Genomic DNA, 13,894 nt, shown 5'->3' on the forward strand with positions numbered 1-13,894 from the left:
AAAAAGGTTGCGAAGAAGAAGGAAGAAGGGGTCACGCTTGAGCATTGGAACCGGACCGCTCATTGTGCAATCGGATAAGACTGTGCTGCTGGAGATCGATCACGAGCAGGCCACCGAAGCCAGAAATGCGCTCGCCCCGTTCGCGGAGTTGGAGCGAGCCCCCGAGCACATTCACACGTATCGCATTACCCCGCTGGCGCTGTGGAACGCCCGCGCCGCAGGTCATGATGCGGAGCAGGTCATGCATGTGCTGGAGACGTACAGCCGCTTCCCCGTGCCGCAGCCGCTGCTCATCGATATTGCGGAGACGATGGAGCGCTACGGGCGCTTGACTCTCCACAAGGATCCGGCTCACGGGCTCACGCTGACCACCACTGACCGCGCGGTGCTCACGGAGATCCAGCGCCACAAGCGGATCAAGCCGATGCTGGGTGAGGTTCTGGACGAGGACACCGTGGTGGTGCACCCCTCGGAACGCGGGCGGCTGAAGCAGGAACTGCTCAAGGTGGGTTGGCCGGCTGAAGACCTGGCCGGTTACGTGGATGGCGAAAAGCACCCCATTTCGCTGAGCCGCGAGCACGAGCAGTGGGAGCTGCGCGATTACCAGGAGATGGCCGCGGATAGCTTCTGGGAGGGCGGCTCCGGAGTGGTGGTGCTGCCCTGCGGCGCGGGCAAGACGATGGTGGGCGCGGCCAGCATGGCTAAGGCGCAGGCCACCACGCTGATCCTGGTGACCAACACCGTGGCTGGGCGGCAGTGGAAGGATGAGCTCATTCGGCGCACCTCGCTGACCGAGGATGAGATCGGCGAGTACTCCGGTGAGCGCAAGGAAATCCGCCCGGTAACTATCGCTACGTACCAAGTGGTCACGCGCAAAACCAAGGGTGAATTCCGCGCCCTGGAGCTCTTTGATTCCCGCGACTGGGGATTGATCATCTATGACGAAGTGCACCTGCTCCCCGCCCCGGTCTTCCGCATGACCTCTGACCTGCAGTCGCGGCGTCGGTTGGGATTGACCGCCACCCTGGTTCGCGAAGATGGACGCGAAGGCGACGTGTTCAGCCTGATCGGCCCAAAGCGTTACGACGCCCCATGGAAGGACATCGAGGCCCAAGGGTGGATTGCGCCCGCGGATTGCACCGAGGTGCGCGTGCAGCTCACCGATGCCGAGCGCATGGTTTATGCCACCGCGGAGCAGTCGGATAAGTACCGCCTGGCCGCCACCACTCCCACCAAGAACAAGGTGGTGCGGCGCATCATGTCCATGCACCCCGATGAGCCCACGCTCATCATCGGCGCCTACTTGGATCAGCTGCATGAGATCAGCGAGGAATTCGATATCCCCGTGATCGATGGCAAGACCGGTAATGCCACGCGCGAGAAGCTCTATCAGCAATTCCGCGAGGGTGAGATCCGCGTGCTCGCTGTGTCCAAGGTGGCCAACTTCTCCGTGGACTTGCCCGGCGCGTCCGTGGCCATCCAGATCTCCGGCACGTTCGGCTCCCGCCAGGAAGAGGCACAGCGGCTGGGGCGCATCCTGCGGCCCAAGCCCAATGGTGGCGGCGCGTTTTTCTACTCGATCGTGGCCCGTGACACACTGGATGCTGATTACGCCGCCCATCGCCAGCGCTTCTTGGCTGAGCAGGGCTACGGTTACCGCATCATCGATTCCTTCGATCTCCCTGAGGTCGCAGATGGAGACACTCCATGAACACTTTCATGACCCCTTTCGATTTCCCCGTTGATGAAAACTACGCGCGCAAGCACAATGAATTCTTCCGCGACGCCAAACGCCTGCAGCTCTCCGCCGGCATCCTCGCACTGATTTCGGTGGCGGGTGCAGCCGCGCTCTTCCTCACCCTCGGCGTGACGCTGGTGTCCGTGGCATTCGGCATGACCCTCGGATTCTTCGCGCTGCTGTGCCTCATCATCATCCCGATCCTGCCGCGCAAGATGGGTGCCCCGCAGCACTATTACGACTCTTATGACCTGGTCCCCGCCGTGGTCGCGCAGGTCAACCCGCGGGATCTGGTCCTTCTTTCTTTGACCGACGCCAACTCTGACCCCTCCAAGTCATCTCGCCCAGCTTTGGCGGCGCGAGCAGTCACGTCTATCCCCGGTGTGCCGCGGGAAGTGGGAGCGCATGTGCCGTCAATGGCCGTGACTGGAATGCAGACGTTGCACTCCAAGGGCCTTTATGAAGAGATCTCACCGATGCCCGTGGCTTGGGGAACGCAGGATGAATCAGTGTGGAAGCGCGCTGAGGAAGAGATCCCCGCTGACCAGTGGGCTGCACTGGAAGGGCGAATGAATCTGCTGGACGAGGTGCTGGCAACCAAGCGTAATTTGCTGCTGCTGGATCCGGAAAAGCATGGGATTCGCTTGAAAAATCAGGATTAGCTGCGGAAACCCAGTTGCTCCGTGCCACACTGGATCAGAAAGAGTGATCAGGTACACATTGCGGGATGCACCCGCTAACATGTCCTGAAGATTGTTCAACAATCCGAGACTGGAACAATCCGAGACTGGGATCCGAAAGTGGGAGCACAATCCATGGCACACAACACTGCAGAGCTGCACATAGACCTCAATGCAGACCTGGGAGAAACCACCGCGGGTAACCCCGTGAGTGATGACGCGGCCATGGTGGGCATCGTCTCCAGCGCGAACGTGGCCTGCGGTTTCCACGCGGGCGACCCTCACGCCATTGCGCAGACCGTAGCCGCAGCTCATTCCCACGGAGTCAGCATCGGTGCCCACGTGGGTTATAACGATCTGCGCGGTTTCGGACGTCGATTCATCGACTACGTCCCGGAAGAACTAGCTGCGGAAACCCTGTACCAAATCGGTGCGCTCGATGCCCTTTGCCGAGCCGAGGGCACCCAGGTACGCTATGTGAAGCCACATGGTGCGCTGTACAACACCATCGTGCATCACGAAGCCCAGGCCAAGGCTGTGATTGACGGCATCAAGGCCTTCGGTGATCTCCCCGTCATGCTCCTGCCCGGAGCAGTAGCTGGCGAATACGCGCAATCTCGCGGCCTCCGCGTGATCCAGGAAGTTTTCGCTGATCGCGCCTACAACCCAGATGGAACGCTGGTCTCTCGTCGCGAGACAGGCGCGGTGCTACATGATCCCGAAGCGATCGCCCAGCGCGTGGTTCGCATGGTCACCGAAGGAGAGATCGAGGCCATTGATGGCTCGATCCTGAAGCTGCAGGCAGAATCCGTGTGCGTCCACGGCGATTCCCCGGGATCGGTCACCATGGCGCAGCAGATCCGCGAAGCGCTGGAGAAGAACCAGATCAGCGTGGAAAGCTTCCTCTCATGAGCAGTGCTAATAACTCAGGTGATCAGCGCGCCTCACGGCCAGAGCTGCGACCAGTAGGCACCCGCGCATGGCTCGTGGATCTGCCCGATCTGGATACCGTGATGACGTGGCACGCCCACCTCTCCGAGCACCCACTGCCCGGCCAGGAAGAGGCCATTGCCGCAGCACGCACGGTGTTGGTGCTCTTCGCTACCCGTAAGCACACCATCCAAGCCAAGCCTTTGCTGGAGTCTCTGGCTCCGCAATCCCTCCAGGCCACTGACTCCCGCACGGTGAGCATCGATGTGATCTACGACGGTGAAGACCTGGAGCAGGTGGCCTCGCTGCTGGGTATCTCTGCAACTGAGCTCGTTGAGCGGCACACCCAGCAGGAGTGGAAGGCATCCTTCGGTGGCTTCGCCCCCGGATTCACGTACTGCGTCCCTGCCGGGGATGACTTTTCGTGGGATATCCCCCGCTTGGAAAAGCCCCGCACGGCCGTGCCCAGCGGCGCGGTAGGTCTGGCCGGAAACTTCTCGGCTGTCTACCCGCGCACTTCACCCGGTGGTTGGCAGCTCATCGGCCACACCGAAACCAAGATGTGGAACACCACAGCCAACCCACCTGCGCTGCTCCAGCCTGGGGACAGCGTCAGCTACCGCGCGGTGCGCGAGAACATTGAGTTGCAGGACACGCCTGCGGCTTCCGATGAAGCTTCCTCTACGGCATCCACTCCGGCTTCCGCTTCGGAGAGCACGTCTACCCCGCTGGCTCCCGCTCGTCCGGCCTTCACCGTGGACAACCCCGGCATGCAGACCTTGCTTGAGGACACCGGCCGCGGTGGCTACGGAGACATGGGTGTCAACCGATCCGGAGCTGCAGATAGAACCAGTGCGTGGGTTGCCAACGACGTCGTCGGCAATGCAGGCAATGCAGCAGTTCTGGAGAATATCGGCGGCCTCACGCTGCACGCCACCACCGACGTGGTGGTATGCGCGACCGGTGCAGAAGCCACGCTGAAGGTGCAGGATCAGACCCATCCACTGGCCATTCCCGTGTTGGTGCGGGCGGGTCAGAGCATTTCTCTGACACCAGCGAATGCACCGCACACTGGGCTGCGCCATTACCTCGCGGCTCGCGGCGGGTTCGTGGCCAGCACGGTTCTGGAATCCGCTTCCACGGACGTGCTCTCCGGATTGGGCCCAGCCCCAGTGCAGAAAGCCGACGTGCTGAAGATCGGACACCGCGCCGCACCCCGAGCTATCGGTGAGCCAGCCATCAACCCACTGCGCTCTTCCCGCGAACTGCGCTGTATCCCCGGCCCCCGCGATAACTGGTTCAATTCCGAAGAATTCAGCAAATTCTGCACGCGCGACTGGATCGTCTCCGGGCAATCCAACCGCGTTGGGCTCCGCCTGGAATTACCGAGAGGAGACAGGGGCGGCGTCGAAAAAGAAGATGCCGAAAATAAGGGTCTGCAACGCTCCCACGAGGGCGAACTTGCCTCCGAGGGTATGGTCAGCGGCTGCGTGCAGGTGCCGCCCAACGGTCTGCCCGTGGTGTTCCTGGCCGATCACCCAGTCACCGGTGGCTACCCAGTTATTGCCACTGTGATCAGCGAGGATCTGGACATCGCCGGGCAGCTGGCCCCGGGTGAGACCGTCCGTTTTGTGCCCGTTGATCCAGATACGCTGGCACCCACCGACACTGCGACTGACCCAAGCGCCGAAAACAGCACAACCGCAGAAAATACTGCCCCGGCAGGAGAAAAATCATGAGTACCCAAGGAGAATCCGCCATGAATCAAGAAACTTTCCCCCTGCGCAAGGTGCTGATCGCCAACCGCGGTGAGATCGCCGTGCGCATCGCGCGGACCGCACGCGACATGGGTATCGAATCCATCGCGGTGTACTCCGAAGCTGATGTGGATAACCTCCACCCGCAATTCGCCGATGAGGCCTACGCCCTGCCTGGTAATACCTCGGCGGAAACTTACATGAACATCCCCGCTCTGGTGGATATTGCGTTGCGTGCCGGCGCAGATTGCGTGCACCCCGGTTACGGCTTCCTCTCGGAAAACGCGGACTTTGCGCGCGCGGTCATGGATGCCGGCCTGGTGTGGATCGGACCGACCCCACAGGCCATCGAAGATCTGGGCAACAAGGTCACCGCTCGCACCCTCGCTGCCCGCGCCGGTGCGCCCATGACTCCCGGCACGCCAGATCCCATCGCCACCTGGGAAGAAGCCCGCGATTTCGCCGATGAACACGGCATGCCCATCGCCATTAAGGCTGCGTTCGGTGGCGGCGGACGCGGCCTGAAGGTGGTTTACGAGTACGAAGACATCGAGCAGGCCTTCGCTTCCGCGGGTCGTGAGGCCATCGCGGCATTCGGCAAGGGCGATTGCTTCGTGGAGAAGTTCCTCACCAAGCCCCGCCACGTGGAAACCCAGGTGTTGGCCGATACCCACGGCAACGTGCGAGTAGTGGGAACGCGCGACTGCTCCGTGCAGCGCCGCTTCCAGAAGCTGGTGGAGGAGGCCCCCGCGCCATTCCTCACCGATGAGCAGCGCACCAGCATCATCGAGGGCTCCCGCGACATCATCGCCGAGGCCAAGTACACCGGTGCTGGCACCGTGGAATTCATCGTCGCCGAAGATGGCACCGTGAGCTTCCTAGAAGTCAACACGCGCGTGCAGGTGGAGCACCCCGTCACCGAAGCCGTGACCGGAGTGGACATCATCGCTGAACAGTTCCGCATCGCCGCTGGTCTGGAAATCAGCTTTGACCAGGATCCGCAGTCCAACGGGCACGCCTTCGAGTTCCGCCTGAACGCCGAGGATGCCGCCAACGGGTTTGTCCCCTCCCCCGGTACCGTGCGCCGCTTTGAGGCACCCACCGGCCCAGGCATCCGCGTGGATTCCGGTGTGCGCTCCGGCTCCACCATCCCGGGTTTCTACGATTCCCTCATGGCCAAGCTCATCGTCTCCGGCCCTTCTCGTGACATCGCGCTCAAGCGAGCGAAGGCAGCCCTCAATGAACTGTGCATCGAGGGCGTGCGCACCGTGGTGCCGTTCCACAAGGACATCGTGACCCACCCAGCATTCACCGGGGACTCCCTGGAGGTCTACACCGACTGGGTGGACAAGGAATACCAGCCGGGCGTGGGCAACGGCTATACCGGTAGCTCCGCCGAGGAAATGAACGCCGCTTATGATGAGCGCACCTCAGTCACCATCGAGATTGATGGCCGCCTGCACCGCATGTCTCTGCCCGTTTCTCTGATCGGCGCGGGTCCTTCCCCGCAGGCCGGCCAGAGTGCAGCTGCAGGTCAGGCGGGAAAGTCCGAGGTGGCGTCGAATAAGAATGAAGGCGGCACCGCAGTTCCCTGCCCGTACACCGGCGTGCTGGTGAACTGGCGCGTGGAGGACGGCGAGCAGGTCGAGGCCGGGCAGGCCATCGCCACCGTGGAAGCCATGAAGATGGAGTCCGCCGTGGAGGCTCCCGTGGCGGGAACCGTCACGCGCGCGGACATCCAGGTGGGTGGAAACCTCAACCAAGGCGATACGCTCGCCACCATCGCGGAGGCTTAAACTGGGAGGTATGACCTCCGCAATTTCCCCGCAGGCTGAGCCCGCAGAGCCGAAGCCTTCAGAGCCGAAGCCGTCTGAGTCACGGCCCGCTGTCAACCAGTCTGACTTGGCGGCGGAGGAGCTCACCCGCCGCATCTCCAGCGGCGAGTTCATGCCCGGGGAAAAGCTCAACGAGGTTGCCATTTCCACCCAGCTCAACATCTCCCGCAACACCCTGCGGGAAGCCTTCGCCACGTTGGTGCAGCAGGGCTTGGTCACGCGCATCCCCCACCGCGGGGTTTTCATCACCAAACCCACGCTCACCCAGCTGGAGGAGATCTACGCGCTGCGGCACATCATCGAGCCCGGCGCGCTCCTCTGGGGTTCGCGGGAAGGTTTGGACAACCTGGACGCGATTGTCCGGCGGGCAGAGCGTGCCCGCGATGCGGCGGGTCCTGATCTTATCGACGCCACCGCTGTCTCCAATGCGAATCACGAATTTCACCGCGCCATTGTGGCCAGCGCTCACTCCAAGCACCTCGATACGGTGATGAGCCGTGTGCTGGCGCAGATGCGCCTGGCGTTTCTGCACGCTACCCAGGTGGATCCGAGTTTTCATACTCGGTTCATTGCGGATAATCGAAAGGTGGCGGATCTGGTGAGCGCGGGGGATTTTCCCGGGGCGGCCGATGTGCTGGCGCATTCTTTGAGCACCACGCGTCACAGGCTAGCCAGCATCTTTGCTGAACCCCAGAAGTAGGGGCGCTGAACTGGGGGCGCTAAGGGTTCACGTCAGCCAGCCTGCAGGCAAAAGAAAAACGCTCCGGCTCGGATAATCCTGTATCCGGGTCGGAGCGCTTTTTGAGTTTGGGCTATGCCCAGAGGGTTCCCAGCTTGGAGAGCGAGGACCAGGCGAGGTACAGGGTGAGCAGCCAGGTGAGTACGCCCACGAAGAGCAGCCACGCTGGGTACTTGTAACCCTGCAGCAAGTCGCGGCGCCTCCACGCCACCCACAGCACGGCAGCGAAGCCGATGGGCAGGATCAAGCCGTTGAATGCACCGGCGAAGATCAGCAGCTTTTGCGGAGCCTGGTTCAGCCAGAGGTAGACCACGGCACACACAGCGATGAATGCGATGGTCATCCAAGAACGAGTACGTGCCTTGGTTTCCTGGGTGGTGATGAAGCTGATGGAGGTGTACGAAGCACCCACCACGGAGGTCAGACCAGCGGCCCACAGCACCACGCCGAAGAAGCGCACGCCGATTTCACCAGCTGCGTGGCGGAAGGCATCAGCAGCCATGTTGTCGCCTGCCAGAGTCACGCCAGATGCCACCACGCCCAGGATGGCGAGGAACAGCAGCACGCGCATGATGCCCGTGACGATGATGCCCAACACGGACACCTGCGTGATGCTCTTGACGTTCTCTACTCCGGTCAGGCCGGAATCGATGAGACGGTGCGCACCTGCGAAGGTGATGTATCCGCCGACTGTGCCACCGATCAGGGTGGTGATCACCAGGAAGTCCACTTCCTCAGGAAGGACGGTGTTCTTCAGGGCGTCGCCCACTGGCGGAGCACTGACTACTGCCACGTAGATCATCAGCAGAATCATGATGGCACCTAGCGCCACCACGATGCGATCCAAGGCCAGTCCGGCCTTCTTGGACACGAAAATGAAGATAGCGATCAACGCGGAAATGGCACCACCGATGCGAGCATCGATGCCGAACATGGCGTTCATGCCCAGCCCGGTGCCGCCGATGTTTCCGATGTTGAACACGGCGCCGCCGATGAACACGAAGGCGGCCATGACCCATCCCAATCCTGGGAGGACGGTGTTACCCAGTTCCTGGGCGCGGAGTCCGGAGACTCCCAGTACGCGCCACACGTTGAGCTGAATGGCGACATCCACCAGGATTGACACCAGAATGGCGAACGCGAAAGCCGCACCCATCTGCACGGTGAAAACGGTGGTCTGGGTGATGAATCCGGGTCCGATGGCACTGGTGGCCATGAGGAACATCGCACCGAGCGAAGCTACGAAGCCTGCGCTCCGAGCGGCCGCTTGAGGATTCCCTTCCGGGGTTGCGTGTGCGGTGGCGGTTGCTGCGCTGGGCTCATGCCCACTAACAGCATCACCAGCATTGTTGTGAGACATGTTCTGCCCTCCATCTTGAGTGATGGATGTCACTTTAAGTTATTGTTCAACAATATGTAAAGATTCTGTTGAATGAAGCCTTGCGGGAAATTACCCCCTCTGCCCCGCGAGCCACTGCGCAGCTTCCTCCACGCGTTGGCGCCACACGGCTGGTGCCGCGATAATGTGCTCGGCTGGGTATACCTGAAGAGAGTAATCAACACCGCGCGCTTCCAGCCAGGCCGTTATTTCCGCAGTTGGGGTGCCGCGGGAATCCAGGGAAGCCAGGCTCACATAGTTCTGCGATCCGCTCAAGTCGGCATCGAAGCCATCAGGAATCCGCGGGGTCAACAACAAATGGAAGTCGGCATCCCCCGCCACATCCCGAGCTGCCACGAAACCCGTGCCGAAAGTGATGAGTCCATAACTACGTGCACTACCTGGCTCGGTTGTGAGCTTGGCGTCGGCACCCAAATGCTCCCGAATTACCCGCACCGCCTGAGCCACCGCAGCTTGCGTGCCCTCCCACGCCCCAGCGCCGGGGAGCGGATAACACAGGTCCACCACGGTCACTCCGGATCGCTCTGCCAGGGCTGCGAACATAGGCAACCAGAACTGATCATGGCTCAGGCCATCACCGAACCAGCCCGGCCCGCCATGGAAAGAAAAGGCGAGAGCACCGTTCGGGGTTGAAGGCCGCAATACTGTGGCGCGCACGTCCTCGGAGAGATCGGCAAGTTCCAGCTCTTCTGCGCTGGGGCCCGTGCGGAGGAAAGCCACGTGCGGCATGGCGTGGTCCAACCCAGCCCCGAGCACCAACAGGCTGGAGTGCGCCAGAAGATCGGGGATCTTCGCCCACATGCGCTCAGTGGACTCTTTCAGCTCCGCAGGCACAGGCTGCCCCGCACCCGTAAATTCCTTGCCTTCATCAATGGTTAAGGAGCGGAAGATCTCCGGGTAGTTATCCTCGATGAAATCGCTGAGCTGGGTCACCTGCTGCTCAGGAGTGAGTGGCACCACCCCATCCTGCACATCCCCGCCACTGTGCGGCAGGCCGAGGATATCCGAGTTCGGAGTCTGCCTGGACTCCGCGTTGGCTGGCTTGCTCGGCTGGTTCTGCGAGTTCTCCGTCATAAATCCATTCTAGAACGCGGGCTCGCAGAACCAACCGGGCGGCTAGTCCGCGATCGCTTCCAACGGCGGGGTGGCCGCTGCCTTGTGAGCCGGCCACACGGCAGCGATCATTCCGACAACTGCAGATCCCAGCACCATGAACAGCAGCTGATCCCATGGCACCACGGGGTTGGTGAGACCTTCCTTCTCCATCGCGTTGATGAACGCCCAGCCCAGGAATACGCCCAGCACCGTGCCCACCAGCGCGCCGTATACCGAGATCTGCACGGCTTCCAGGGTGATCATGGTGCGGATCTGCATCCGCTTGGTGCCCACCGCGCGCAGCATTCCTACTTCTTGACGACGCTCCACCACATTGAGCGCCAGAGTATTAATGATGCCCAGGATGGCCACCACCACGGCCAGAGCCAGCAGCCCGTAGAGGATGTTGAGCATTTGATCCACCATCACGGCCTGGGCCCCGGCGAATTCTGTCTTGGTTTGCACGGTGAGGATCACGAAGTCATCCACCGCAGTTTCCAAGTCTTGCCGCAGCTGCTGCAGATCTGTTCCGTCTTTGCCATTGACTGCAACAAGCTGCACGGTGGTGGCCGCAGCGCTATTGCCGGCCAGAGGAGGCACGTCCTTCTTGACCTGGGTCAGCTGTTCATCACTGAGCACGGTGTTACCCAGCACCTGGTTGTCCTTGTAAATACCCCGCAGTGGCACGGTGGCCAGTTCTGGGCCACTGCCACCCATGCGCAGCGGTACTTCCTGTCCCACGGTCCATCCCTGCTCCTTGGCAAAGGTTTCACCCGCCAGCACGCCGGGTTCGTGGAAGTCCACGTCTCCCGCCACTGGTTCGATGTTGGTGACTGCCGAGGGATCGCCATCCATCACGAAAGTGAAGGCCGGCTGTGCAGCCCCACTTCCCCCACCCGCGGTGATTCCGCTGACCCCGAATGTAACGGCTTCCTGCACACCATCGAGTTCCTTGATCTTGGCGATCGCCCCGCGCTGCACCGGAAATTGTCCGGGCCCTGCACCTGATGGGCCCGCGACAATGTAATCCGAGTCAATGCTGGATTCCGTCAACTCAGTAACAGAATTCTTCATCGTTGCACCGAACATGCCGATCGCCGCGACCAATGCCACACCCAAGGTCAGGGCGAATGCAGTGGTGGCCGTGCGCCGTGGATTGCGCTGGGAATTGGTACGCGCCAGCTTTCCCACGGCTCCGAATGGCCAGCCGATAGCTCGGCCAATCAACGGAACCACCAGCATGGAAAGCGCAGGTGAGACCAGGAAGGTGCCCAGAATCATCAGGACTGCACCGCCGCCAATCAAGCTGGCTCGCTGACCAGTGGCGGCGTCGACCAAAATCCACCCACCAATAACGGCCGCTGCCAACCCAAGCAACAGCACCACCACACCACTGATGGTGCGGACTTTCAGGGAACTGTTGGAGGAGATATCCCCCATGCGCATTGCTTCCACGGGGCGCACTTGGCCTGCTCGGCGAGCGGGAGCCCACGCGCTGAGCACGGTGACCAGCACGCCGAGCAGCAGGGGAACCGCCACGCTCGTGGGAGTCAATGAGAGCCCTGCGGCCGGAAGCCCCATTCCGAGACTCTCCAGGACGGTAAAGATCAGCTTGGCCAGACCGAATCCCGCGGCCACTCCCAAGAGTGAACCGATGAGCCCGATAACCACTGCTTCCAGCACCACAGAGGCCGTCAACTGGCCCTGGGAGGTGCCCAAAGCTCGAAGCAGGGCGAATTCGCGCATGCGCTGCGCCACGATCATGGAGAACGTGTTGGCGATGATGAACGTTCCCACCAGCAGGGCAATCAGCCCAAAGGCCAGGAGGAAGTAGTTAACGAAGCTCAGTGCCGAATCGATCTCGGCCGTTTCATCCTTGACCTTTTCCGCACCAGTCGTGAACTCGACGCCGGGATACGCACCATTCAGGTACTCCACAAATGCTTCGGCGCTCTCGTCCTGCGCGGAGGTCATGAGGAGTTCATCAACCACTCCTCCGGAGCGGAAGGTGGAGAGGAAACTATCGACCTCCATGAGAGCACCGAAAAAGCCACCGGCTTCCATGTCCAGGCTATAAATGCCCACTACTGTGACCTTGGTGGGTTTGGAGGGATCGATCAGCGAGATGCGATCCCCCACTTCAATGCCCATGCGCTCAGCGGCAGACTGGTTGACCACTACCTCTTCTGCGCCATGCGGAGCCCGGCCTTCGATGATGGGAGTGGCCGCGCCCACTTGCTGGTCATCGGGATAGAACGCCTGCACGACGGAAGGGGCGGCACCACCGCCCTCAAAGGTGTTGTTCTCATCATCCGCGGCGACGATCTGCACGCCGCTGGAGATGTTGAAATCCTCTACGCGAGGATCCGCCGAGAGCTGCTGGCGAAACTCATCGTCAATGGCCTCATTGCTGTCCTTCTTCGTGGAGGCCACTGCATCCACGTTCTGGTAGCTGCTCTGCACGATGCTATCGAACGCACTGGACAGCGAGTTGGTGAACATGAAGCTACCGGCGATAAACGCAGTGCCCAGCACCACCGACAAGATCGTGAGGAAGAAGCGCAACTTATGCGAGCGGATGTTGCGCATCGAGACTTTGGACATTGTTGCAGAGGAATGTGCCATCAGTAGTCCTCAATGGTGGTCATGGTCTGCAGGATCTCCTCCGTGGAGGGATGCTGCAGTTCCTTCACCAGCTGTCCATCAGCCAGGAAGATCACCCGATCGGCATAGGACGCCGCACGCGGATCGTGCGTAACGATCACCACGGTCTGCTTGTCCTCATCCACCGCAGTCCGCAGGATCTTTAGCACCTCAGCAGAGCTATTGGAATCCAGGTTGCCCGTGGGTTCATCGCCGAAGATGATGTGCGGCCGGCTCACCAGAGCGCGGGCACACGCAACGCGCTGCTGCTGACCACCGGAGAGCTCTGAAGGTCGGTGGCTCAAGCGCTGAGCCAAGCCGAGGCGCTCAGCGACCTCATCAAACCACGCAGTATCCACCTTCTTGCCGGCAATATCCAGCGGAAGTGTGATGTTCTCCCGGGCGGTCAGGGTAGGCACCAGGTTGAATGACTGGAAGATGAATCCCAATCTTTCTCGACGCAACTGTGTCAGGTCTTTGTCCTTCAACCCGGAGAGATTGGTTTCTCCCACATAGGTGTCCCCGGAGCTCGCGCTATCCAGTCCTGCCATGCAGTGCATGAGGGTTGATTTGCCGGAGCCTGATGGGCCCATGATGGCGGTAAATTGCTGGCTTTGGAACTCTACGGATACTTCACGCAGAGCGTGCACGGTGGTGTCTCCGGACCCATAGTGCTTGGATAACGAGACAGCCTTGGCTGCGGGTGTGGACATTATTCTCCTGACTCGAAAACTTTGAGGCGTAGAAGTAACTTCTCACACCAGCATAGGAAGCGTCAGGACAGAATTGATATAGGGGTTGTCCCTGAAGTTATAGAATCCGGTTTTTCGGGGTAGTTATCCCCTGTTACGGCTTGAGCACCGTGTTTTGGGCATAGAAAAGTGGGCCCTCACAGACCAAGAAAGACTTCACATCTCTCCCGGCCCATAAGGACCCACAATTCACACACACAAATAATAAATGCCGGCGGTGACCTACTCTCCCACACCCTCCCAGGTGCAGTACCATCGGCGCAGACAGGCTTAGCTTCCGGGTTCGGAAAGGGACCGGGCGTGACCCCGCCGCTAAAACCACCGAC

10 protein-coding genes and 1 rRNA gene are annotated in these 13,894 nt (G+C 61.1%); 6 read left to right on the forward strand and 5 right to left on the reverse strand.

Annotation, left to right across the window (positions count from 1 at the left end; genetic code table 11):
* The first annotated feature begins 37 nt into the window (after positions 1-37).
* The 6 genes from IRY30_RS08355 (at position 38) to IRY30_RS08380 (ending at position 7,640) form a co-directional block, all read left to right on the forward strand.
* The gene (locus IRY30_RS08355) at positions 38-1,711 is read left to right on the forward strand and encodes a DNA repair helicase XPB (RefSeq protein WP_194556945.1); all 1,674 of its coding nucleotides are present in this window, start codon (positions 38-40) and stop codon (positions 1,709-1,711) included.
* The gene (locus tag IRY30_RS08360) at positions 1,708-2,400 is read left to right on the forward strand and encodes a DUF3239 domain-containing protein (protein ID WP_309824478.1); all 693 of its coding nucleotides are present in this window, start codon (positions 1,708-1,710) and stop codon (positions 2,398-2,400) included. The genes IRY30_RS08355 and IRY30_RS08360 overlap by 4 nt, the downstream gene beginning before the upstream one ends.
* A gap of 153 nt (positions 2,401-2,553) precedes the next feature.
* A complete protein-coding gene (locus tag IRY30_RS08365; protein ID WP_194556946.1) occupies positions 2,554-3,330 on the forward strand; it encodes a LamB/YcsF family protein in 777 nt (258 codons plus the stop codon).
* On the forward strand, positions 3,327-5,087 hold the full coding sequence (locus IRY30_RS08370) for a 5-oxoprolinase subunit B/C family protein (protein ID WP_194556947.1): 1,761 nt from the start codon (positions 3,327-3,329) through the stop codon (positions 5,085-5,087). Before IRY30_RS08365 ends, IRY30_RS08370 begins: the two co-directional genes overlap by 4 nt.
* A complete protein-coding gene (locus tag IRY30_RS08375) occupies positions 5,084-6,901 on the forward strand; it encodes an acetyl/propionyl/methylcrotonyl-CoA carboxylase subunit alpha (RefSeq protein WP_228503157.1) in 1,818 nt (605 codons plus the stop codon). Before IRY30_RS08370 ends, IRY30_RS08375 begins: the two co-directional genes overlap by 4 nt.
* A gap of 10 nt (positions 6,902-6,911) precedes the next feature.
* Positions 6,912-7,640 carry a GntR family transcriptional regulator gene (locus tag IRY30_RS08380; protein WP_194556948.1) on the forward strand — a complete coding sequence of 243 codons (729 nt, stop codon included), beginning with the start codon at positions 6,912-6,914 and terminating at the stop codon, positions 7,638-7,640.
* Between the two features lie 112 nt (positions 7,641-7,752).
* Here the strand turns inward: IRY30_RS08380 and IRY30_RS08385 are convergent, their stop codons facing one another.
* The 5 genes from IRY30_RS08385 to rrf form a co-directional block, all read right to left on the reverse strand.
* On the reverse strand, positions 7,753-9,039 hold the full coding sequence (locus IRY30_RS08385) for an NRAMP family divalent metal transporter (RefSeq protein ID WP_194556949.1): 1,287 nt from the start codon (positions 9,037-9,039) through the stop codon (positions 7,753-7,755).
* 90 nt (positions 9,040-9,129) lie between these two features.
* Positions 9,130-10,152, reverse strand: a complete 1,023-nt coding sequence (locus IRY30_RS08390; protein ID WP_194556950.1) for an alpha/beta hydrolase family protein — start codon at positions 10,150-10,152, stop codon at positions 9,130-9,132.
* Between the two features lie 42 nt (positions 10,153-10,194).
* Positions 10,195-12,798 (reverse strand): ABC transporter permease, encoded by a 2,604-nt coding sequence (locus IRY30_RS08395; RefSeq protein ID WP_194556951.1) that lies wholly within the window; start codon positions 12,796-12,798, stop codon positions 10,195-10,197.
* On the reverse strand, positions 12,798-13,529 hold the full coding sequence (locus IRY30_RS08400) for an ABC transporter ATP-binding protein (RefSeq protein WP_194556952.1): 732 nt from the start codon (positions 13,527-13,529) through the stop codon (positions 12,798-12,800). The genes IRY30_RS08395 and IRY30_RS08400 overlap by 1 nt, the downstream gene beginning before the upstream one ends.
* 248 nt (positions 13,530-13,777) lie before the next feature.
* A 5S ribosomal RNA gene (gene rrf, locus IRY30_RS08405) occupies positions 13,778-13,894 on the reverse strand.

The sequence above is a fragment of the Corynebacterium suicordis DSM 45110 genome, assembly GCF_015351405.1.
Lineage (GTDB): Bacteria > Actinomycetota > Actinomycetes > Mycobacteriales > Mycobacteriaceae > Corynebacterium > Corynebacterium suicordis.